This is a genomic window from Dactylosporangium sp. CS-033363 (assembly GCF_050942475.1).
Taxonomy (GTDB): Bacteria; Actinomycetota; Actinomycetes; order Mycobacteriales; family Micromonosporaceae; genus Dactylosporangium.
Window position 1 is genome coordinate 7,584,749 of sequence record NZ_CP192032.1, and the last position, 21,808, is coordinate 7,606,556.

Genomic DNA, 21,808 nt, shown 5'->3' on the forward strand with positions numbered 1-21,808 from the left:
TGAGGATCATGGGCAATCCCCCTGAGGCGCTCAAGACGGAAATCGCGACCACCCAGCCGACCGAGACGGAGATCGCCCTGTCCGAGGAGCCGGTGCAGCCCCAGGAGACGGCCGAGTCCCCGGCGGCGTTCTTCCACGCACCGGCGGTCGGGGTCGGGCAGCGCTTCCCCATCGAGCAGGTGACCCCGCAGATCGAGGGCGGTCGCTTCGCGGCCAAGGCCGTCGTCGGCGAGGCGGTGCCGGTCTCCGCGGTGTCCTACCGCGAGGGCCACGCCATGATGGGCACGAACGTGGTGCTCATCGCCCCCGACGGCACCGAGCGGCCGTTCAACCGGCTCGCCCCCGGCCCGGTCGGCACCGACTCGTGGCTCGGGCAGATCCGCCCGGACGCCGTCGGCGCGTGGACGTTCGCGGTCGAGGCGTTCAGCGACCCGTACCTCACCTGGCACAGCGCGGTCTCCAAGAAGATCGCGGCCGGGCAGGGCCTGGAGGACCTCGCCAACGACCTGGCCGAGGGCGCGACGCTGCTGCGCGAGGCGGCCGAGGGCATGCCGGAGCCGGACCGGGGCCGGGTCCTCGGCGCGGCCGGCGCCCTGGACGACGCCGACATCCCGCTGTTCGCGCGGGTCTCGCCGGCCCTGGGCGTCACCGACGTGCTGTGGCGGCACCCGCTGCGCCAGCAGGTGACCCGGGGCGAGGCGCTGCCGCTGTGGTGCGACCGGGAGCGGGCGCTGTTCTCCGCCTGGTACGAGTTCTTCCCGCGCTCCGAGGGCGCCGTCGTCGACGAGCGCGGCAAGCCGGTCAAGCACGGCACATTCGCCAGCGCCACCCCGCGGCTGGCCCAGGTGGCGGCGATGGGCTTCGACGTGGTGTACCTCCCGCCGATCCACCCGATCGGCAAGGTCAACCGCAAGGGTCCGAACAACACGCTGGTCGCCGGCCCCGAGGACATCGGCTCGCCGTGGGCGATCGGGGCGGCCGAGGGCGGCCACGACGCGATCCACCCGGACCTCGGCACCCTGGCCGACTTCCGGGCCTTCATCGCCGCCGCACGCGAGGCCGGCGTGGAGATCGCCATGGACCTGGCGCTGCAGTGCGCGCCGGACCACCCGTGGGTCACCGAGCACCCGGAGTGGTTCACCACCCGGGCCGACGGCAGCATCGCCTACGCCGAGAACCCGCCGAAGAAGTACCAGGACATCTACCCGCTGAACTTCGACAACGACCCGGAGGGCATCCGGGCCGAGATCCTGCGGGTCGTCCTGCACTGGGTCGAGCAGGGCGTCAAGATCTTCCGGGTCGACAACCCGCACACCAAGCCGGTCGGCTTCTGGCACTGGATCATCGGCGAGGTCAAGGCCGCCGACCCCGACGTGCTGTTCCTGGCCGAGGCGTTCACCCGCCCCGCGATGATGCACGGGCTGGGCAAGATCGGCTTCACCCAGTCGTACACCTACTTCACCTGGCGCGTGCTGGGCTGGGAGATCCGGGAGTACGTCGAGCAGCTGATCGCCGCCGCGGACTACATGCGGCCGAACTTCTGGCCCAACACCCCCGACATCCTGCCGGAGCACCTGCAGCACGGCGGCCCGCCGATGTTCAAGATCCGGGCCGTGCTGGCCGCGCTGCTCAGCCCCTCGTGGGGCATGTACGCGGGCTTCGAGCTCTTCGAGCACCTGCCCCGGCCGGGCGCCGAGGAGTACCTGGACAACGAGAAGTTCCAGCTGCGCCCCCGCGACTGGGAGGCGGCCGAGCGCAACGGCGAGTCCCTCGCGCCGTACCTGCGCCGGCTCAACACGGTGCGCCGCGAGCACAGGGCGCTGCAGCGGCTGCGCAACACGGTGTTCCACGGCATCGACAACGAGCAGGTCCTGTGCTGGTCCAAGCGGGACCCGGAGAGCGACGACACGGTGCTGGTGATCGTGTCGCTGGATTCACACAACGTGCAGTGGGGTAACACGACGTTGGACATGCCCGCGCTGGGTTTCGACTGGCACGAGCGGTTCACGGTGCGCGACGAGATCACCGGCGCGACGTTCGACTGGGGACAGCACAACGCCGTCCGGCTCGACCCCTACTACGAGCCGGCGCACGTGTTCACGGTGCATCGCCACCGGTGAGCCATCACCGGTGACGACGGGCAGTAAGAGGTAGGTACAGCATGAGCGACGCAGTCGAGCACCCGTCCTCCAGCGACTTCGGCCAAGCGCGGGTCATGGCCGCGGACGAGGGCTGGTTCCAGCGGGCCGTCTTCTACGAGGTCCTGGTCCGGGCCTTCGCCGACTCCAACGCCGACGGGTCCGGGGACCTCAAGGGACTCATCGGCCAGCTCGACTATCTGCAATGGCTCGGGGTGGACTGCCTCTGGCTGCCGCCGTTCTACGACTCGCCGCTGCGCGACGGCGGGTACGACATCCGGGACTTCTACAAGGTCCTGCCCGAGTTCGGCACGGTCGAGGACTTCGTCGACCTGCTCGACGCGGCCCACAAGCGCGGCATCCGGGTCATCACCGACCTGGTCATGAACCACACCTCGGACTCCCACCAGTGGTTCCAGGAGTCCCGGCGCGACCCCGACGGCCCGTACGGCGACTACTACGTGTGGTCCGACACCGACAAGGCCTACGGCGACGCCCGGATCATCTTCGTGGACACCGAGGAGTCCAACTGGACCTTCGACCCGGTGCGGCGGCAGTTCTTCTGGCACCGCTTCTTCTCCCACCAGCCGGACCTCAACTACGCCAACCCCGAGGTCCAGCGCGAGATGATCGACACGCTGCGGTTCTGGCTGGACCTGGGCATCGACGGCTTCCGGCTCGACGCGGTGCCGTACCTCTTCGAGGCCGAGGGCACCAACTGCGAGAACCTGCCGGAGACGCACGAGTTCCTGCGCCGCTGCCGCAAGGTCATCGACGACGAGTTCCCCGGCCGGGTCCTGCTCGCCGAGGCCAACCAGTGGCCGGCCGACGTCGTGGAGTACTTCGGCGACGGCGACGAGTGCCACATGGCGTTCCACTTCCCGCTCATGCCGCGCCTGTTCATGGCGGTGCGGCGCGAGTCACGCTTCCCGATCTCGGAGATCCTGGCCCACACCCCGCAGATCCCCGGCAACTGCCAGTGGGGCATCTTCCTGCGCAACCACGACGAGCTGACCCTGGAGATGGTCACCGACGAGGACCGCGACTACATGTACGCGGAGTACGCCAAGGACCCGCGCATGCGCGCCAACGTCGGCATCCGCCGCCGCCTCGCCCCGCTGCTGGAGAACGACCGCAACCAGATCGAGCTGTTCACCGCGCTGCTGCTGTCGCTGCCCGGCTCGCCGGTGCTGTACTACGGCGACGAGATCGGCATGGGCGACAACATCTGGCTCGGCGACCGCGACGGCGTGCGCACCCCGATGCAGTGGACCCCGGACCGCAACGCCGGCTTCTCCCAGGCCAACCCGGGGCGGCTCTACCTGCCGGCGATCCAGGACCACGTCTACGGCTACCAGTCGGTCAACGTCGAGGCGCAGAAGGAGAGCTCCACCTCGCTGCTCAACTGGACCCGCACGATGCTGCAGGTCCGCCGCCGCCACGACGCCTTCGCCGCCGGGGAGTTCCGCGAGCTGGGCGGGTCCAACCCGTCGGTCCTCGCCTTCGTGCGCGTCCACGGCGACGACGTCGTGCTGTGCGTGAACAACCTGTCCCGCTTCCCGCAGCCGATCGAGCTGAACCTGCAGAACTGGGCGGGGTACACGCCGATCGAGCTCACGGGCCACGTCCAGTTCCCGAACGTCGGTCAGCTGCCCTACCTGCTGACCCTGCCGGGGCACGGTTTCTACTGGTTCCAGCTGAGCGCGCCGGTAGAGCAGAGCTAGGAGAGCCATGACTTCTCTGCCGTACACGGACTGGCTGCCGCATCAGCGGTGGTACGCGGGGCGCACGCGCACCCTCACCCACGTCGAGCCGGCCGCCGTCACCCACCTGCCCGACGAGCTCGACCACGTGCTGCTCGACGCGCACTACGAGGACGGCGGCTCGGAGCGCTACCAGGTCTTCGTGGGCTGGAACCTCGACGTGGCCGCGGAGCTGTCCGCGGCCGCCCTCATCGGCGCCGACGGCGACCGCACCGCCTCCGACGCCCTCTACGACGAGCACTCGGCCCAGCGCATCCTGGCCCTCATCGACACCGGCGCGGTCGTCGACGGGGTCCGGTTCGTGCCCGAGCCGGGGGTCGCCCTGCCGGTCGACGCGCCCGCCCGCATCAGCGGCGCCGAACAGAGCAACACCAGCGTCGTGTTCGACAGCGCGGCGATCCTCAAGACCTTCCGCCGGGTCACCCCGGGCATCAACCCCGACCTCGAGCTCAACCGCGTCCTCGCCCGGGCCGGGTGCCCGAACGTGGCCCGGCTGCTCGGCGCGATCGAGAGCGACGACCTGGCCCTGGCCATGGTGACCGAGTACGCGCAGAACTCCGCCGAGGGCTGGGCGATGGCCACCACCAGCACCCGCGACCTCTACGCCGAGCACGATCTCAAGCCCGAGGAGGTCGGCGGCGACTTCGCCGGCGAATCCGCCCGGCTGGGCGAGGCGGTCGCGCACGTGCACCGTACCCTCGCGGAGGAACTCGGCACCCAGAGCGCGCCGCCGCCCGTGGAGGCGATGCTGGCCCGCCTGGACACGGCCCTGCGCGTGGTGCCCGACCTGCAGCCGCTCGCCGGCGACATCGCGGCGCTGTTCCAGAAGGCCGGCGAGGACCCCGTCGCCACCCAGCGCATCCACGGCGACCTGCACCTCGGCCAGGTCCTGCGGACCCCGGAGTCGTGGCTGCTGATCGACTTCGAGGGCGAGCCCGGGGTGGCGGTGGAAGAGCGAAGGAAGCCGGATTCGGTACTGCGTGACGTGGCGGGCATGCTGCGCTCGTACGAGTACGCCGCGAACCAGCTGCTGCTCGGCCAGGAGGACGACGAGGAGCTCGCCCGCCGGGCCCGGCAGTGGGTCGACCGTAACCGGGACGCCTTCTGCGACGGCTATGCTGCCGCCGCCGGATACGACCCGCGGGAGGAGCGCGCCCTGCTGCGCGCCTACGAGCTGGACAAGGCCGTGTACGAGAGCGCGTACGAGGCGCGGTTCCGCCCCGGCTGGCTGCGGATCCCCCTGCAGTCGATCGAGCGCATCGTGAACGGTTCGGACCTGACGACAAGGTGAGCACCCCTATGAATCTCGACGACCTGATCGCCGGGCGGTCCCACGACCCGCACGGCATCCTCGGCGCACACGCGAACGGCGACATGACCGTGGTGCGCGCGCTGCGCCGCGGGGCCGGTGACGTGGCGGTGGTCGCCGACGGCGAGCGGTACCCGATGAGCCAGGTGCACGGCGAGGGCGTGTTCGAGGTCCAGGTGCCCGGCGCCCTCACCGACTACCGCATCGACGCCGACGGCACGCTGAGCGACGACCCGTACCGGCACCTGCCCACCCTCGGCGACCTCGACCTGCACCTCATCCAGGAGGGCCGGCACGAGCGGCTGTGGAGCGTCCTCGGCGCCCAGGTGCGCGAGGACGGCGTCGCGTTCGCGGTCTGGGCCCCCAACGCCCGCGGCGTGCGCGTCGTCGGCGACTTCACCGGCTGGGGCCCGCACGACGGCCTGCCGATGCGCTCGCTCGGCGGCAGCGGCGTGTGGGAGCTGTACGTGCCGGGCGTGACCGCCGGGCAGAAGTACAAGTTCCGGCTCCTGACCCCGGACAACGACTGGGTGGAGAAGGCCGACCCGCTCGCCCAGCACACCGAGACCCCGCCCGCCACGGCCAGCGTCGTGTACCGGTCGCAGTACGACTGGAAGGACGGCGACTGGATCGCCGCGCGGGCCGGGCGGCGCACCCACGAGGAGCCGGTGAGCATCTACGAGGTGCACCTGGGCTCGTGGCGGCCCGGCCTGACCTACACCGAGCTCGCCGACCAGCTCACGGAGTACGTCAAGGACATGGGCTTCACGCACGTGGAGTTCCTGCCCGTGATGGAGCACCCGTTCGGCGGCTCGTGGGGCTACCAGGTCACCGGCTACTACGCCCCGACCGCGCGCTTCGGCTCCCCGGACGAGTTCCGCCACCTCGTGGACCGCCTGCACCAGGCCGACATCGGCGTCATCCTCGACTGGGTGCCCGCGCACTTCCCCAAGGACGCCTGGGCCCTGGCCCGCTTCGACGGGACGCCGCTGTACGAGCACGGCGACTGGCGCCGCGGCGAGCACCCGGACTGGGGCACGCTCATCTTCGACTTCGGCCGCAAGGAGGTGCGCAACTTCCTGGTCGCCAACGCGCTGTACTGGTGCGAGGAGTTCCACGCCGACGCGCTGCGGGTCGACGCCGTGGCCTCGATGCTGTACCTGGACTACTCGCGCGAGCACGGGCAGTGGGCGCCGAACCAGTACGGCGGCCGGGAGAACCTCGACGCGATCTCCTTCCTGCAGGAGGCGAACGCGACCGTCTACAAGCACCACCCCGGCATCATGATGATCGCCGAGGAGTCGACGGCCTGGCTCGGCGTCACCCGCCCCACCGACTCCGGCGGCCTCGGCTTCGGCTTCAAGTGGAACATGGGCTGGATGCACGACACGCTGACGTACGTCGGCAAGGACCCGATCTACCGCCAGTACCACCACAACCAGATGACGTTCGCGACCGTCTACGCGTGGAGCGAGAACTACGTCCTGCCGATCAGCCACGACGAGGTCGTGCACGGCAAGGGCTCCCTGGTCGGCAAGATGCCCGGCGACCTGTGGAAGAAGGTCGCCAACGCGCGCGCCCTGCTGGCCTACATGTGGTCGTTCCCGGGCAAGCAGCTGCTCTTCATGGGCTGTGAGCTCGCCGACGAGCAGGAGTGGAGCGAGGAGCGCGGCCTGGACTGGGGCCTCGTCCAGGACCCGATGCGCGGCGGCCTGCAGCGCCTGGTGCGCGACCTCAACGCCGTGTACAAGCACACCCCGGCCCTGTGGACCCAGGACACGACGCCGGACGGCTTCCGCTGGATCAACAACGAGGACGCGGGCGGCAACTGCTTCTCGTACCTGCGCTGGGGCGGCGACGGCTCGGTCGTGGCCGTGGTGGTGAACTTCGCCGCCCACCCGCACGAGGGCTACCGCCTCGGCCTGCCGTTCACCGGCCGCTGGACGGAGATCCTCAACACGGACGCCTCCGTGTACGGCGGCTCGGACGTGGGCAACATGGGCGCCGTGGAGGCGACGGGCGAGCCGCACAACGGGCTGCCGGCGTCGGCCGTCCTGCGGGTGCCCCCGCTCGGCGCGCTGTGGTTGAAGCTGGGCTGACCTCGGTTGTCATGAGCGCGGTCCAGGAGCAGCCCTCCTGGACCGCGGCTGTCTCCGGCTCAGGGCCGTTGGTGGCGCGGCAGGTGCTCGAGGATGTTGTGGTCGTACACGAGAATCGTCCACCGCTGCAGGTCGACCTGCTGGATCGGCGGGCCCAGGCGGATCACCACGCCGCTGAGGGTGCCGTAGTGCTCCAGCTCGCGGTCAACGATCACGAAGCGGGCGTCGTGGCGGCGAGGGTCGAACCACTCGGCGCGTGACTCCCAGTGGAAGGCGCGCGGGACCTGGTCGACGATGGGGGCGACCCGGACCCGGCCGTCGGTGGCGACCGTGACGGTATGCGAGGCCCAGTACGCGCCGACGCCGTAGTGCAGGTCGTGGGCCTCCAGCCAGGCCGCCGCCGCCGCGGCCTCCGGCGGGGCCGGCTTCGCGATCGCCACCTGCACCGCGAACGCGGTGAGCAGCACCGTGGCCAGGGCGCCGGCCACGGCGCGGACCGCCACGCGGGTGCTGAACAGCGCCCCGAGCCGGTCGCCGAACACCCGGCCCGCCAGCACCGCGCCGAACGGCAGCACCGCCACGACCTGGCGCGCGCTGGCCATGTCCGCCGCCTGCGTCGAGGCCACGAACGCCGCCAGGTTGACCGTGATCGCCGCCGCCAGCCACTGCCCCGTGCGGTCCTCCGCGAGCCGCCGCCGCAGCAGGCCCGCCACCGTGATCGCCAGGGCGGCCGGCGCGGCGAGCATCAGCAGCAGCTTCACCGCCCCCGCGGCGTAGTTCACCGACGTCACGAAGGCCTCGTCGCCGCCGAGGTACGGGAAGTACGCGCCCCAGTCGACCGCCACCGTGCGGGCCAGCATCCGCAGGTGGTCGGGCACGTCGGCCCACGTCGTGAACTCGGCGATCGGCGGATGCACCTGGTACCCGCCGAACCGCCCGATCAGCGCCACCGCCGCGTGCGCGATCGCCGCCGACGACACCGCCGCCACCAGCAGGTGCAGGTCCACGACCCGCGACGAGCTCCCGCGAACGGCCCGGAACGCGCTCACCACCGCCAGCGGCAGCGCGCCGATGTACATCGCGAGCGGATCGCCCATCTGCGCCACGACCAGCAGGGCCGTCACCACCGCCGGCCACCGGCGCCCCAGCACGCCCCGGTGGTCGATCAGCAGGGCGGCGACGAGCAGCGGCACGCCCGTACCGGTGTGGTCGGGCGTGTTCAGGACGATCGACCAGCCGGCGTGCGGCTCCGGGACCAGCATCGCGGCCACCACGAGCGCCGCCCGGCCCCACGCGGCCGCGCCCGTCGCCGAACCCCGGGCCGCCAGCGCCGCGAAGACGATCAGCAGCACGTACGTCGAGGCCGCCGCGACGTGCACGACGTCGGGGTTCAGGCCGTAGACGAGTTCGATCAGGGAGTACTGGAGCAGCTCGGTCGGAAAGAACGAGACGTCGCTGAGGGACCAGCCCGACAACAGGACGTTGCCGTGCAGGATGTCCGCGGCCTGCAGCGCGTTGGCCGCGCCGTCGGCGTTGGTGGCGTTGGCGCGGGCGATGCGCAGGTAGCCCAGCAGCAGCACCGCCACGGCGCTCGCGAGCAGGCCCCAGACGACGAACGGGCTGCGCGCACGCGCGGGTGGTGGGACGGGTCCGGCGGTCCGCTGACGGGGAATGGTCACCGTGGGCGTCGGGCTCACCCGGGCAATTCTGGGGTACGCCCGCTGTCGTCCATCGGTCAGGTCCGATCACCGACAGTTGCCGCCGCGGGGCAACCTTCCGCTGTTTCCACGACGTCTTACCCGCAGCGCGACTACACTGCGTAGTGCCATGCGTACCAAGCTCGCGATCATCCTGGTCGCCGCCGTGGCCGTCATCGGGGTCGCGGCGGTGGCGGCGCGACAGGCCGTGGGGCTGCCGCCGCCGATCGACCCGTCCGCATCGCCGTCGATGGAGCCGCCGTCGGCCTATCCGTCGCCGGTGGTGTCCGGGCCCGGGTCGCAGGCGGTGGACTGTTCGACGATTCCGCGGTACGACACCGGAATCCTCCCCGCCGACTCGGGCGGCGAGTTCGTGCCCTACGGCGCCAACACCGTGACCCGGTGCGACACCGCCTTCGAGACGCCGTCACCCACCACGGCGCCGCCGGAGGTGCTCACCCGGGACCTCGAGAGCTTCACGCAGCTGCTCAACAGCCTGCCCGCGCCCGAGACCAACCAGGCCTGCCTGCGCATCGCGTTCCCGACGCAGCTGAGCTTCGTGATCACGTTCGAGCCGCGCACGCAGCGCCGGCCGCTCGTCATCGTCGTGGACCGCAACTGCGCGGCCCTGGTCGTCTCCGACTACACCGCGACGCGCGTGCGCTCCTACGCCACGCTCGACCCGATGCCGATCTTCGAGCAGCTCTACCAGGCTCAGTCCGCCTCGCCCTCGATCGGCACGACCCGGTAGTCTCCGTCCGGCGCGGAGTGCTCAGGCGCCGGCCGCTCGGCCGTGTGCGAGTGGACCCGCGACCCCGACGGCCCGCGCCGGGAGATGACCTGAAAAGCCACAAGCCGAACAGGCCGCTCCGGTACCGCGAACCGCCCCGTCCCCCACCGCACCCACAGCGCCTCGCGCCCCGCCGCCGCCTCCGCCGCGAGCTTGTCGAGCGTCCGCCGCCGGTCGGCGTGGTCGACCTCGACGACGAGCGGCGCCGCCGAGGGCCGGGCGATCCCGACGTCGACGACCGAGAACTGCTGCTCGTACGGCGGGGGCAGCGGCACCACGCTCGCCGCCCGCCGGTACGCCCGCCAGCCCTCCCCCACCGCCCAGTCGACGGTCGCGGCGATGAGCAGCTCGGTGACCTCGTCGGTGCCGCGGTCGGCGAACACCAGCCGGTCCAGGTGAGCCCGCAGCGCCTCGGCAACGTCCATGGCTGGAAACCCTAGACTCCGGCTGGTGGCCCTTCCCAGCGTCACGCGCATCCGCCGCGCGTACACCCGCCTCACGACCCGCGCGGGCGGCGACTGGCACGCCCGGATCACCCGCGGCGCCACGGTCGTCGTCGCGCGGGATGACGAGCGGGCCGTCAAGGGGTACAGCATCCAGAAGCTCTTCCTCGCCGCCGCCCTGCTGGCCAAGTCCGACCGCGGCGAGCTCGACCTGGCGCGCCGCCTCACGCTCGGCCGCACCGACATCCTCGGCGGCAGCGGCCTGTACCACCTCCAGCCCGTCCACGGCGACCAGCTCACCGTCGCCGGCGTCCTCACGGCCCTGCTGCTGGTCTCGGACAACACCGCCGTGCGCCTGTGCGGCCGCCTCGTCCCCGCCCCGGAGATCAACGAGATCCTCGCCTCGCTGGGGTTCGCCCGCACCCGCGTCGCGCCCACCGCCGACCCGGCCCGCTTCCTCCTCGGCGACACCACCGCCCGCGAGACCCACGACCTGCTCACCCGCCTGGCCACGGGCAGCCTGCTGAGCACGGCGAGCAGCGCGTTCCTGCTGAGCGTCCTGCGCTCGCCGTCCGGCTATCACGATGGTGTACGCCACGATCTCCCCGGCCCCGCCCGCACCCGGGTCGCGACGAAGCACGGCGCCGACCACGATGCGCGCGGCGCGGCCCGGCACGAGGCGGGCATCGTGTTCGCCGAGGACGGCACCCCCGCCCTGATCTACAGCCTCTTCGCCGACGCCCTGCCCGCCGCCGACGACTACGGCCCAACCCACCCGGCCGTCACCGCCCACGCCGCGTTAGGGCGGATCCTCATCGAAAGTTGCTAGGTTCGGAGCTATGTTGCAGCGGTACCGCGAGCAGTCGCGCTTCAGCGACCCCGGCCCGTTCGGGGACCTCCTCGACGGCCTGCCCGACGGGCTCCCCGAGCTCATGGCCACCGTCCGCAACGTGGTGGTGCATTACCGGGCCTCGGGGATCGCGTTCGACGGGTCGCGGCTGGCGGAGATCGACTCGCGGTGGGTGTCGCGGATGCTCGAGCGGGACCAGGAGCGGTTTCCCGGGCCGCTTGCCGCGCAACGGCCGGTGGCGGAGCGGGTGCTCGGGTGCTGCCGGGACTTCACGCTGCTCACGGTGGCGGCGCTGCGGCAGCGGCAGGTTCCGGCGCGCAGCCGGGTCGGGTTCTCGCCGTACTTCGCCGACGACTGGAACTACGACCACGTCGTGGCCGAGTACTGGAACGGCCGGCGCTGGGTGCTCGCCGACGCGCAGCTGGAGCCGGAGGACTATCCGTTCGACACGGCCGACGTGCCGCAGTTCATCACGGCGGCGCAGGCGTGGACGGCGCACCGGCGGGGGCTGATCGACGCGGACCGGTACGGGGTCGATCCGGCGCTGCCGTTCCGCGGGCACCAGTTCCTGCTCGACTCGGTGCTGCTCGAGGTCGCGCACCGGCAGTGCGACGAGGCGCTGCTGTGGGACCAGTGGGGCGCGATCACCGACCGGACCGCGGACGAGCTGGCCGAGCTGCTGCTGTCCGCCGACCGCGGGGACCTCGACGCGGAGCGGACGCTGGCCAAGCGGTACGAGACCGATCCCTCGCTGCGCCTGGCCAACCGCGTGCACTGCATGTCCCCCAGCGGCTTCGACGGCTGGGTCTCGATCTGAGGCGCTAGAACACCACGCGGCCCTTGCCGCCGGTCTTGGCGGCGTACATGGCCTGGTCGGCGTCGTGCATGAGGGCGTCGATCGGGACCTCGCCGTCCCACAGGCTCACGCCGATGCTCGCGCGCGGGGTGATGACGCAGTCGGGGCGGAACACGGCCGGCTCCTGCAGGTCGGTGCAGAGCCGGTCGGCGACGAGGTAGACGTCCTCGGCCGAGGCGACCCCGTCGAGCAGGACGGCGAACTCGTCGCCGCCGAGGCGGGCCACGGTGTCGGCGGGGCGCACGCCCGCCACGAGCCGCTCGGCGACGACGGTGAGCAGGAAGTCGCCGGCGTTGTGGCCGTAGGCGTCGTTGACCTGTTTGAAGCCGTCGAGGTCGACGATGAGCACGGCCACCGGCAGCCCCTGTACGGCATTCGGCCGGGCATCCCCGATCCGCTCGCGCAGCAGGGCGCGGTTGGCCAGGCCGGTGAGCCCGTCATGGGAGGCCCGGTGGTGGACCTCCTCGAACGCGGCCCGCAGCACGCCGAGGGTCTCGTTCAGGGAGCGGCCCATCTGGCCGACCTCGTCGCCGCGGTCGAGCTCGACGCGGCGGCTCAGGTCGCCGCGGGCGACGCGGGCCAGGACGTCGACGACCTCGCGCAGCGGCCGGGAGATGGCCCGGGCGGTGAGCACGGCGAGCAGGATCGCGGTCAGGGCGCCGGCGGCGAGCAGCCCGGCGGTGATCTGGGTGTTGCGGATGCCGTTGGCCTTGGCCCGCCGGGCGCCGTCGGCGACGGCCTCGACGAGCTGGTCGAGGAAGGCGTTGGCGCGGTCCTTCACGGCGCGGGCGATGGCCTCGGAGCGCACCAGCACGACGGTCGCGGCCTTCTGCCGGTCGCCGGCGTCGGCGGCGTCGAGGGCGGCCTGGCGGGCGGTGCGCCACATGGTGATGGTGGCCGCGAACGCCTTGAGGCCGGAGCGCTCGCTCTGCGGCAGGGCGATGGCGCGCAGCTCCGCGATGCGGGCGTCGATGTCGCGGTCGGAGTCGACGATGACCTCGGCGTAGGTGTCGCGGTAGAAGCCGGGGTCGGACAGGATGTAGGCGAGCACGGCCTCGAGCTGGGCGCCGACGGCGGAGCGCACGGTGGTCATGCGGTCCAGGGCAACGACGTTGACGCGGTACTCGCGGTCCTGCTCGGCGACGAGCCGGCGCAGGTTGAGCAGGCCGACGACGCCGGACGCGGTGAAGATCGCGGTGACGACCAGGGACACGCTGACGATCTTGGTGGCGATCCGCAGATCCGCCACCCGCCGCCGCGCGCGTCTCAACACCTTCACGTCATCGGCACCCGGAGCACGCGATCAAGCCGGCCAGCCGGTCTCGATGCGGTGCAGGACGGTAGCGGTGTCCGCGCCGTTGATCCAGTCGGTCATGCCGGCCCAGAACGTGCCGGCGCCGACGGCGGCCGGCATCTGGTCGGAGCCGTCGAAGCGGAAGGTGACCCCGGGGTCGGCGAGCAGGCCGGCGGCGAGCTGCTCGATCGGGGTCGTGAGCACGTCCCGGTCGAGGCCATTGTTGGGGCTGACGATGCCGGCGGTGCGGGCCCGGCGGTCGGCGAAGTCGGGCGTCGTGAGGTACAGGCGCAGGGTCTGCACTTCGGGCCGGTCCGTGAACGCCCCCGCGAAGACTCCGGCCCCCAGCACGGGCCTTCCGGCGGCGGGGTCGATCGGCGGCAGGTAGAAGGCGTAGAGGTCGCCGTCCTCGGCGATGGTCGCGTTGGCGGGCCAGAAGCTGGTGTAGAACGACGCCTGGCGGTGCAGCGCGCACTGGCGTTGCAGGATCGGCAGGCCGCTGTCCTGGTACGCGGTGGTGGCGATGGACCCGACGCCGCCGAAGCCGCCGTTGACGTACTTCGGGTTGCGCAGGATCGCGCCCGCCTTGTCCAGGGCGGCGGCGACCCGCGGGTCGTCGAACGGGATGCGGTGCTCGACCCACTGGTCGTAGACGTCGGGGCCGGCGGTGCGCAGCAGGGTGTCCTCGAGCCAGTCGGTGGCGGGCCAGCCGGTGGCGCCGCCGGACTCGATGCCGGCGCACCACGGCTTCACCCCGGTGGCGGCGATGCGGTCGCTGAGGGCGAGCAGGGCGGCCCAGGTCTGCGGGACGGCGTAGCCGCGCTCGGCGAAGTACTTCGGGGAGTACCACACGAGGCTCTTGACGTTGCCGTCCAGCGGGGTGCCGTAGAGGACGCCGTCGACGGTGCCGTAGCGCTTCCAGTCGGCCGGGTAGTACTTGTCGACGCTCGCGGCGACGGCCTCGGGCGCGGCCTTCAGGCGACCGGTGCGGGCCATGGCGGCGAGCAGGCCCGGCTGCGGGAAGAGCGCGACGTCGGGGGCGCGCCCGGCGGCCGCCTCGCCGGCCAGGGCGGTCTCGAAGTCGTCCCGGCCGGTGTAGTCGACCGTGATGCCGGTGCAGGTCTGGAACGTCTCCCAGGCCTTGACGAGCTTGTCGGCCTCGACGCCGCGGATCGAGGAGCTGACCGTGACCGTGGTCCCCCGATGGCCCTGGAACTGGGCGAACGCGCCGCAGGCGGGGTCGGCGGCGGGGCTGCCGGCGTCGGTGCCGGCGCAGGCGGCCAGCAGCGCGGCGGCCGCGACCACGGCGGCCGCTCGCGGAAACCCCATGAAGGCAGCATATGCGTGCAAATCGCCCGGAAACCTTTGACGCCCGAACGGCCGAAAAAGGTTGTCCGGTCGGTACGGACATATCGGTCGATACCCGCCCATCAGTGGGTGAGATAGGTGGTGAGGAATGTCACGACTGTTCGTGACCGCGCCGCAACCGGCCTAGCGTCGCCAACGGCCCCACCCGGGGCCGGTCTACCGCAATGTCCGTTTAGCCCGGTACTTCGGGTCAGCTCCGGCCACCACGGCGGAACCTCCACCCGAGACACGCGAGAGTGCACCGGGCCGTCGCTGGAGCCGAACTGAACGCACGCCAGCCGCTGCACCGCATTGCAGCAGGCACCGCAGCCCTTGCCCTGTCCGCCGTCTGGCTCGGCCCCTCCGCCGCCGCGGCCCAACCCGCACCGTCGTCGCAGACGGAGCAGACCGAGGCGGCCCCGGCCGGCTCGCCCGCTCCGACGCTCGCCGAGCAGGAGCGCCTGCTCGCCGCCTACGAGCGCGCCGACCGTGCCCACCGCGAGACCTTCGTCAAGCTCGCCGCCTCGCAACGCGACGCCGCGACGCCACCGCCGCCGCCCGCGCCGGTCGTGACGAAAACGCCCGCCAAGACGACCTCTACGAAGAAGTCCACGTCGTCGTCTTCGTCCAAGAAATCGACAACCACGACGTCGAACGTGGCTCCCCCGTCCGGGGCCGCCGGCACCGTGGTGAACTTCGCGCTCGCCCAGGTCGGCAAGCCGTACGTGTACGCCGCGTCCGGCCCCGGCTCGTACGACTGCAGCGGCCTGGTGATGGCCGCGTACGCCAAGGTCGGCATCAAGCTGCCGCACCAGAGCGAGCAGATCGCCGCCCGCGGCCGTCAGGTGCCCGCGGGTCAGTGGATGCCGGGGGACGTCATCCACACCTCGGGCCACGTCGCCATCTACCTGGGCGGCGGCAAGATGGTCGAGGCCGCGAACCCGTCGGCGGGCATCCGGGTGGCACCGGTCCGCGGCGGCACCGCCTACCGCTTCCTGTAGGCGCTCTCCCCGATCGCGCCCGGCCGGGCATTTCTTCTCAGAAGCGTGCCCGGCCGGACCGATCAGCCCGATATGAGCGGATTGCGCAGGCCCGCGCTCCTCGCGCCGGTCCTGTGGCTGTCCGACCGGATGCGCACGGGTTCCCGGTTGGCGGTTGTCCTGCTGGTACCGCTCGTGCCCGCCCTGGCCACCCCGTTCGCGACCGGCGAGCGCGGCCCCGGGCTCGCCGTCACCGCCGGGTGCACGCTCCTGGCCGCCTGGTTCGCCCTGGCCGTGCGGTGGGGCACCCGCCGCGACGCCCGCCTCGCCGCCGCCGCGATCACCGCGAGCGCCGAGGGCGAGCTCTCCCCCGCCGCGCTCCCGGCCGGGCGGGACGAGTTCGGGGATGTCGGCCGTACCCTCGACGGCGCCCGGCACCGCCTGGCCGAGCGCGACGAGCGGCAGCGCCGGGCCCGCCACGTCCGCGAGGAACAACTGCACGCGAGCTTCGAGCAGCAGCGCGAGGGCCAGCGCCGGCTGCGGGAGCAGGCCCAGGACATCGTCGACGAGTCGGTCGGGGCGATCACCGCCGAGCTCGAGGACGTGGTCGCCCAGGTCGGCGAGGTCCGGCTGGCCGCGCGCACCATCGAGGAGCGGGTCGGCGCCGCCGACCGGGCCACCGCGTCCGTGGTCGAGCGGGCCGGGGAGGCCGAGCGGGTCGTGGAAGCGCTCGGCGAGAGCCTGCGCCAGGTCGAGGGCACCACCCAGCTCATCGCCGGCATCGCGGCGCAGACCCGGCTGCTGGCGCTCAACGCGACGATCGAGGCGGCAAGGGCCGGGGCGGCCGGGCGCGGCTTCACCGTCGTGGCCAACGAGGTCAAGGAGCTGGCCGGCAGCACCGCCGAGTCGACCGAGCGGATCGCGGCGGTCCTGGCCGAGCTGGAGCGCAACGCGGCGCAGATGGCCGGCACGATCCGGGCCATGGTGGCCGGGGTCGGCGGGATCGGCGAGGCGACCGCCGTGCTGCACACCGTCGCCGACGACCAGCACGCGACCGTCGAGCGGCTCACCGGCCGGGTCGGCGAGACCCGCGAGCGCATCCACGCCATGTCGGCGCTGACCGAGCGGCTGGAGCGGCGCAACGCCGAGCGGATCGCCACCTCGGGCCCGGTGCGCCTCGGCGTCGACGGCGGCTCGGCGTTCGTGACCGCGCGCATGCTCGACCTCAGCACCGGCGGGCTGCGGTGCGAGGCGGCGGATGCGGTACCCGTACAACCCGGCGACACCGTGATCGTCGAGCTCGACGTGGCGGGCGCGCCGGTGCGGGCCCACGCCCAGATCATGCACGTCGTGCACCGCGACGACCTGACCGAGGTGCGGGTGCAGTTCCTGCGGCCGCCGGACGGCGTCGTCGAGCGCATTCGAAGGTTCATCGTCGGCGCGGCCTGAACCGTTCCCAGCTCGCGGGGGTATCTACTAGACATGACCGTATATCGACGAGTGACCGTCGTGCTGACCCTGGCCGCCGCGATCACGGCCACGCTGCTGGCCGGCCCGGCCGCGGCGAACGCCTCGGGAGCGGACCGCCCGCTGCCGACGACCCTGAACCTGCCCGCCGGGTTCCAGCCGGAGGGGATCGCGATCGGGCCCGGCCCGTTCGCCTACTTCGGCTCCCGCGCCGACGGGCGGATCTACCGCGTCAACCTCGTCAGCGGGGCCGGCGCCCAGCTCAGCCCGGCGGTCGGCACCGCCTCGCTGGGCATGAAGACCGACGGCCGCGGCCGGCTCTTCGTGGCCGGCGGGGGCGGCGGCGACGCCCGCGTCGTGGACACCCGCGGCGGCAAGGTGCTCGCCTCCTACAAGTTCACGACGGACACCACGTTCGTCAACGACGTGATCCTGCTCGACGGCGCCGCGTACTTCACCGACTCGCGGCAGGCCGTGCTGTACAAGGTGAGCACCGGCCGGCGCGGCGAGCTGCCGAAGTCGTTCAGCACGCTCGCCCTCACCGGCGACTTCGTGCTCACGCCCGGCGTCAACAACCTCAACGGCATCGCCGCCACGCCCGACGGCCGGGCGCTGATCGCGGTGCAGTCCAACACCGGCTTGCTGTTCCGCATCGACCCGCGCACCGGCGCGACCAGGCGCATCGACACCGGCGACCGCACGTTCGTCAACGGCGACGGGCTGTGGCTCTCCGGGCGCACCCTCTACGTCGTGCAGAACCGCGACAACAAGGTCGTCGCGGTCGAGCTCAACCGGGCCGGCACGACGGGCCGGGTGCGGGCCGAGCGCACCGACCCGCGCTTCGACGTGCCGACGACGATCGCGCAGTTCGGGCACCGGCTGTACCTGCCCAACGCCCGCTTCACCACGCCCCCGGCGGCGGACACGGTCTACACGGCCAACGCCATCGCCGCGTTCTGATCTGTGCCGCCGCCGCTTCTCGCGGCGGCGGCTTTTTCAGGTCAGCTGCGGGTACACCAGCCGGACGTCCAGGGCCAGGGCCGCCTTCGCCTGCTGGGCCGCCGCCGCCGGCCTTCAGGATCGGCGCGAACGCGCGCACCATCCGCAGCGTGCCGACGATGACCTCCCGAGACGATGCCGTCACGCCAGGGCGCGCGATTCGTGCCCGTCCTCGCCCGTCCGCCCGGTTTCTGCCATCCATGAGATCGTTGACAACGTGGCTGAGGGCAGGCAGTTCGGGGAAGTGGCCGACGTCTACGAGGACGCGCGGCCCGGGTACGCACCGGAAATGGCGGACACGATCGCGGCCTATCACGGCCGCGACCCGCAGGACGTGCTGGAGATCGGCGCCGGCACCGGCAAGGGCACCGCGATCCTGGCCGCTCTCGGCGGACGGCTCACCTGCGTCGAGCCCGACCCGCGGATGGCGGCCCTGCTGCGCTCGTCGTACCCGGCCGCGCACGTGATCGTCGCGCCGTTCGAGGACGCGGCCGCCGGCCCGGCCGACGTCGTCGGGTGCGCGCTCGCCTGGCACTGGCTGGACCCGGCCCGCCGCAACCGCCTCGCGTTCGACGCCCTGCGGCCCGGCGGCACGCTCGCCGTCTTCGGCCACCGCTACGACTACGCCGACCCCGCGCACCAGAAGGCGTTCGACCGGGCCTTCAGTTCGGTCGACGAGACCCCTTTTCTGGTACGGCCCGATGACTGGGTCCACCACGACGTCCTCGACTCGGGGCTGTGGACCGACGTGCGCGACATCCAGTCGAGCCGGACGGTACCGATGAAGGCTGCTGAATATCTGCGCCTCGTGCGCACCTTCGGCCCGTTCCGCGCCAAGCCCCCCGCCTTGCAGGAGCACCTCCTCGAACTCCTGACCGCGACCCTGGCCGACCTCGGCGGCGGCACGGTCCTGAACCTGCGGGGCTTCCTCGTGCTGGCTCGCCGGGCGTGACCGGCTTTTTGCTCGCCGGGCGTGACTGGCGTCCTGGGCGGACAATTGACGGCATGTATGTCATCAAGGAGCGCTTCTTCGACATCGGGGACGACTTCGACGTCACCGACGACCACGGGCGCAAGGTCCTGCACGTCGACGGCAAGGTGCTGAGCCTGCGGGACAAGCTCGTCATCGAGGACCCGTCCGGCAACGAGGTCGCCTCCGTGCATCGCAAGCTCATCGCGCTGCGCCCGACGTACCAGATCGAAATCGGCGGCGAGGAGGCGGGCGAGGTCCGCAAGAAGCTCTTCACGCCGTTCCGCGAGAAGTTCACCATCGACGTGCCGGGCCCGGACGACCTCACGATGTCCGGCGACCTCTTCGACCACGAGTTCACGGTGGAACGCGGCGACCGCGAGGTGGCCACGGTCTCGAAGCGCTGGCTGAGCATCCGCGACAGCTACGCCATCAACATCGCCGACGGCGAGAACCACCTGTTGATCCTCTGCGCCGTCCTCGCCCTCGAACTCGCCATCCAGCGCGAGAAGAAAGAGGACGACAAGGACTAGAGCTCCGTCGCCTCCAGGCGGCGGCAGTGGGCGCGGAGGATCTGCAGGGCCCGTTCGCTGACGGTGAGGCCGGCCCGCTCGACGTAGGCGAAGTCCGCGCCCGGGTCGGCCCCCGGCACCAGCCGCACCAGCTCCGGCGGCGCGGTGCCCGGCTCGACGAAGCTGTCCTCCCGGAAGTACCCGGCCGCGGGCGCCGTGGAGAACCCGGTCAGCCCGGCCGCGGTCAGCTCGGCCACGAGGGCCGGGCTCGCCACGATCTCGGTCAAGCGGGCGGCGAGGCCGTCGGGCAGCCAGGAGAGCTCGACGGTCAGCACGCCGTCCCGGTCCTCGCAGAGGTCCCAGGCCGGGTCGGGGTCGAGCTGAAAGCGCGCCATCGGCGCAGCATACGCAAGGTCGCAGGCCCCGGTGTCGATCCGGGCACTCCGCCCTTATGAGGGGCGGCCGAGCAGCCGACGCTCCGCCTGCGGGGCAATGGATCCACAGTGGATGGCACAACGCGGTGCGGGAGAGGCCGCAGCCGGATTCGAACCGGCATGTCGCGATTTGCAGTCGCGCCCCTTGAACCTGCTCGGGCATACGGCCCTGCGTGCCTCCGGCTGGACTCGAACCAGCGACCTCCGGTTTCGGAAACCGGCACTCTCGTCCGCTGAGCTACGAAGGCAAGATGAGGGGAAACGTGCGGGCGGAGGGATTCGAACCCCCTCAGCGCGTGGCAACTGGTTTACAGCCAGCCCCGACTCTCCAACGTCGGCGCGCCCGCGAGGACGGGACCGGCCGGCCCCCGTGGTCCGGGCCGATCCCGTCGGTGGGTGTGGCTCCGATGCCCGGATTCGAACCGGGACCTGGACGGGTAACAGCCGTCTGCCCTGCCGGTTGGGCGACATCGGAACGGAGATACGTGGACGCAGGGGCGGGATTCGAACCCGCGCTTTCTGGCTTATGAGACCAGCGAGGACGACCGAACTCCTCCACCCTGCAAGTGCGCCGCCGGGGACTTGAACCCCGAACAAGCCGGTTAAGAGCCGGCTGCTCTACCAGTTGAGCTAGCGGCACGTCGAAGCGCGGACGGGACTCGAACCCGCAACGTTCCGGAGTGAAAATCCGGTGACTCTCCCATTCGTCCACCGCGCCACACACATGCGTGCCCCCGGCGCGATTCGAACGCGCACCGTCGACGTCCTCAACGTCGTGCCTCTGCCGTTGGGCTACGAGGGCTCACAAAACACACGAGCGGCAGCCGGGATTCGAACCCGGGGCCTCCGCCATGGCGAGGCGGCGCTCTGGCCGGACTGAGCTACAACCGCGTGGAGGCGCCCCGAAAATCCCCCCGGGGGCGCCCCGTGGACCTGAGCGGATTCGAACCGCTGACCCTCGGTCTGCCAGACCGATGCGCTACCACTGCGCCACAAGCCCATGGACCGCCGGCGAGAAACAAAGCCCGCGGCCAAAAGAATGCGTGTGCCATCCACTGTGGAATTGTCAAAGAACACAAAGAAAAACCGCCCTGTCCCCATTGGGGAGGGCGGCGGAGGCGTCGCTAGCGAAGTGCTAGCCGCTCCACCGACCGAAGGCATAACCGCCGCGCATACAGGCATGACCGCAGGCAAGGAGAACATTGGCCCGCTTGGCTTCGAGTGCCCGGCGCCGCATCATGGTCATCCCCTTCCCGCTCGGTGTCTTCTCGGTGCTGATGAATACCTTACGCATTCCCCGGGAGGCGCACAATGCATTTATCGCGACTTTCACGAGCGGCCCGCGCGGGGTACCTTCGCCGCATGGGCGATCCGCCGGTGTGGCTGCTCGACGTCGACGGCGTCATCAACGTGAAGCGGCCCGGCTGGGGTGCGGCGCCGTTTCAGGGCCGCGCGTACGCCCTCGGCGCCGAGTGGAAGCTGCGCTGGGCCCCCGCCCTCGTCCAGCGCATCCGGGACCTGCACGGCGACGGCGTGGCCGAGGTGCGCTGGTGCTCGACCTGGTGCGCGTGGCCGGGCGAGGTCGAGCGGCTGTTCAAGATGCCGGGCCTGGACCGCGCGTTCGGCGAGGTGCCGGACTTCTCGGTGGCCAAGCTCGCCGCGGCGCGGGCCGTGCTGCACGGCGGGCGGCGGCTGGTGTGGACCGACGACGTCGAGGTGCCCGAGCCGGGCCCGCTCTTCGACGAGCTCACCGCCGACGGCCGCGCCCTGCTGATCCGCCCCGATCCGCGCCGCGGGCTGACGCCCGCCCACCTCGACGCCATAGCGGAATACTGCCAAGCGTGAGAGGCGACACTTTGT

General features: G+C 71.8%; 18 protein-coding genes and 10 tRNA genes. 13 read left to right on the top strand and 15 right to left on the bottom strand.

The window, feature by feature from the left end; all coding sequences use genetic code 11:
- Nucleotides 1–8 precede the first annotated feature (8 nt).
- The 4 genes from ACQPZ4_RS35100 to glgB are packed head-to-tail and all read left to right on the top strand — an operon-like array spanning nt 9 to nt 7,309.
- Nucleotides 9–2,120 (top strand): maltotransferase domain-containing protein, encoded by a 2,112-nt coding sequence (locus tag ACQPZ4_RS35100; RefSeq protein ID WP_433045453.1) that lies wholly within the window; start codon nt 9–11, stop codon nt 2,118–2,120.
- Between the two features lie 41 nt (nt 2,121–2,161).
- Complete coding sequence (treS, locus tag ACQPZ4_RS35105; RefSeq protein ID WP_433045456.1) at nt 2,162–3,862, top strand: maltose alpha-D-glucosyltransferase; 1,701 nt, start codon at nt 2,162–2,164, stop codon at nt 3,860–3,862.
- A gap of 7 nt (nt 3,863–3,869) precedes the next feature.
- The gene (locus ACQPZ4_RS35110; protein WP_433045459.1) at nt 3,870–5,192 is read left to right on the top strand and encodes a maltokinase N-terminal cap-like domain-containing protein; all 1,323 of its coding nucleotides are present in this window, start codon (nt 3,870–3,872) and stop codon (nt 5,190–5,192) included.
- Nucleotides 5,193–5,200: 8 nt separating this feature from the next.
- Entirely contained in the window at nt 5,201–7,309 is a 2,109-nt protein-coding gene (gene glgB / locus ACQPZ4_RS35115) for a 1,4-alpha-glucan branching protein GlgB (protein WP_433045462.1), read from the top strand.
- A gap of 59 nt (nt 7,310–7,368) precedes the next feature.
- Here glgB and ACQPZ4_RS35120 read toward each other — a convergent pair whose 3' ends face one another.
- Nucleotides 7,369–9,006: a hypothetical protein gene (locus tag ACQPZ4_RS35120; protein WP_433045465.1), complete on the bottom strand. Its 1,638-nt coding sequence runs from the start codon at nt 9,004–9,006 to the stop codon at nt 7,369–7,371.
- A 130-nt stretch (nt 9,007–9,136) separates the two neighbouring features.
- On the opposite strand from ACQPZ4_RS35120, the gene ACQPZ4_RS35125 reads away from it, so the two are divergent.
- Entirely contained in the window at nt 9,137–9,757 is a 621-nt protein-coding gene (locus ACQPZ4_RS35125; protein WP_433045468.1) for a hypothetical protein, read from the top strand.
- Here ACQPZ4_RS35125 and ACQPZ4_RS35130 read toward each other — a convergent pair.
- The gene (locus ACQPZ4_RS35130; protein ID WP_433045471.1) at nt 9,721–10,221 is read right to left on the bottom strand and encodes a hypothetical protein; all 501 of its coding nucleotides are present in this window, start codon (nt 10,219–10,221) and stop codon (nt 9,721–9,723) included. The two genes, ACQPZ4_RS35125 and ACQPZ4_RS35130, sit on opposite strands and share 37 nt — an antisense overlap.
- A 25-nt stretch (nt 10,222–10,246) precedes the next feature.
- On the opposite strand from ACQPZ4_RS35130, the gene ACQPZ4_RS35135 reads away from it, so the two are divergent.
- Nucleotides 10,247–11,068, top strand: coding sequence for a serine hydrolase (locus ACQPZ4_RS35135; protein WP_433045474.1), 822 nt, complete (start codon nt 10,247–10,249; stop codon nt 11,066–11,068).
- A gap of 10 nt (nt 11,069–11,078) precedes the next feature.
- The gene (locus ACQPZ4_RS35140) at nt 11,079–11,906 is read left to right on the top strand and encodes a transglutaminase domain-containing protein (RefSeq protein WP_433045477.1); all 828 of its coding nucleotides are present in this window, start codon (nt 11,079–11,081) and stop codon (nt 11,904–11,906) included.
- A gap of 4 nt (nt 11,907–11,910) precedes the next feature.
- Here the strand turns inward: ACQPZ4_RS35140 and ACQPZ4_RS35145 are convergent, their stop codons facing one another.
- Together ACQPZ4_RS35145 and ACQPZ4_RS35150 are read right to left on the bottom strand one after the other, a co-directional pair.
- A complete protein-coding gene (locus tag ACQPZ4_RS35145; RefSeq protein WP_433045480.1) occupies nt 11,911–13,224 on the bottom strand; it encodes a diguanylate cyclase domain-containing protein in 1,314 nt (437 codons plus the stop codon).
- Nucleotides 13,225–13,248: 24 nt separating this feature from the next.
- Entirely contained in the window at nt 13,249–14,568 is a 1,320-nt protein-coding gene (locus ACQPZ4_RS35150) for an ABC transporter substrate-binding protein (protein WP_433045483.1), read from the bottom strand.
- A gap of 275 nt (nt 14,569–14,843) precedes the next feature.
- Between ACQPZ4_RS35150 and ACQPZ4_RS35155 the strand changes: the two genes are divergently transcribed.
- The 5 genes from ACQPZ4_RS35155 (at nt 14,844) to ACQPZ4_RS35175 (ending at nt 19,535) form a co-directional block, all read left to right on the top strand.
- Entirely contained in the window at nt 14,844–15,587 is a 744-nt protein-coding gene (locus ACQPZ4_RS35155; RefSeq protein WP_433045486.1) for a C40 family peptidase, read from the top strand.
- Nucleotides 15,588–15,659: 72 nt separating this feature from the next.
- Entirely contained in the window at nt 15,660–17,015 is a 1,356-nt protein-coding gene (locus tag ACQPZ4_RS35160) for a methyl-accepting chemotaxis protein (protein WP_433045489.1), read from the top strand.
- Nucleotides 17,016–17,048: 33 nt separating this feature from the next.
- Nucleotides 17,049–17,993 (top strand): superoxide dismutase, encoded by a 945-nt coding sequence (locus ACQPZ4_RS35165; RefSeq protein ID WP_433045492.1) that lies wholly within the window; start codon nt 17,049–17,051, stop codon nt 17,991–17,993.
- A gap of 256 nt (nt 17,994–18,249) precedes the next feature.
- Nucleotides 18,250–18,984: a class I SAM-dependent methyltransferase gene (locus ACQPZ4_RS35170; RefSeq protein ID WP_433045495.1), complete on the top strand. Its 735-nt coding sequence runs from the start codon at nt 18,250–18,252 to the stop codon at nt 18,982–18,984.
- Nucleotides 18,985–19,037: 53 nt separating this feature from the next.
- A complete protein-coding gene (locus tag ACQPZ4_RS35175) occupies nt 19,038–19,535 on the top strand; it encodes an LURP-one-related/scramblase family protein (protein WP_433045498.1) in 498 nt (165 codons plus the stop codon).
- On the opposite strand, the gene ACQPZ4_RS35180 is transcribed toward ACQPZ4_RS35175, so the two are convergent.
- The 11 genes from ACQPZ4_RS35180 to ACQPZ4_RS35230 form a co-directional block, all read right to left on the bottom strand.
- Nucleotides 19,532–19,909, bottom strand: coding sequence for a hypothetical protein (locus tag ACQPZ4_RS35180; protein WP_433045501.1), 378 nt, complete (start codon nt 19,907–19,909; stop codon nt 19,532–19,534). The genes ACQPZ4_RS35175 and ACQPZ4_RS35180 overlap by 4 nt on opposite strands.
- Before the next feature lie 134 nt (nt 19,910–20,043).
- Nucleotides 20,044–20,117, bottom strand: a tRNA-Cys gene (locus ACQPZ4_RS35185).
- Nucleotides 20,118–20,122: 5 nt separating this feature from the next.
- Nucleotides 20,123–20,196: transfer RNA gene (locus ACQPZ4_RS35190), tRNA-Arg, on the bottom strand.
- 16 nt (nt 20,197–20,212) lie between these two features.
- Nucleotides 20,213–20,295 (bottom strand) — tRNA-Tyr (locus ACQPZ4_RS35195).
- A gap of 52 nt (nt 20,296–20,347) precedes the next feature.
- Nucleotides 20,348–20,423, bottom strand: a tRNA-Asn gene (locus ACQPZ4_RS35200).
- Between the two features lie 11 nt (nt 20,424–20,434).
- Nucleotides 20,435–20,513, bottom strand: a tRNA-Met gene (locus ACQPZ4_RS35205).
- Nucleotides 20,514–20,515: 2 nt separating this feature from the next.
- Nucleotides 20,516–20,588: transfer RNA gene (locus tag ACQPZ4_RS35210), tRNA-Lys, on the bottom strand.
- A gap of 4 nt (nt 20,589–20,592) precedes the next feature.
- Nucleotides 20,593–20,666: transfer RNA gene (locus ACQPZ4_RS35215), tRNA-Glu, on the bottom strand.
- Between the two features lie 11 nt (nt 20,667–20,677).
- Nucleotides 20,678–20,750 (bottom strand) — tRNA-Leu (locus ACQPZ4_RS35220).
- Nucleotides 20,751–20,764: 14 nt separating this feature from the next.
- Nucleotides 20,765–20,839 (bottom strand) — tRNA-Gly (locus tag ACQPZ4_RS35225).
- 37 nt (nt 20,840–20,876) lie between these two features.
- Nucleotides 20,877–20,948 (bottom strand) — tRNA-Ala (locus ACQPZ4_RS35230).
- A gap of 362 nt (nt 20,949–21,310) precedes the next feature.
- On the opposite strand from ACQPZ4_RS35230, the gene ACQPZ4_RS35235 reads away from it, so the two are divergent.
- Nucleotides 21,311–21,793 (top strand): HAD domain-containing protein, encoded by a 483-nt coding sequence (locus ACQPZ4_RS35235; RefSeq protein ID WP_433045503.1) that lies wholly within the window; start codon nt 21,311–21,313, stop codon nt 21,791–21,793.
- Nucleotides 21,794–21,808 lie beyond the last annotated feature (15 nt).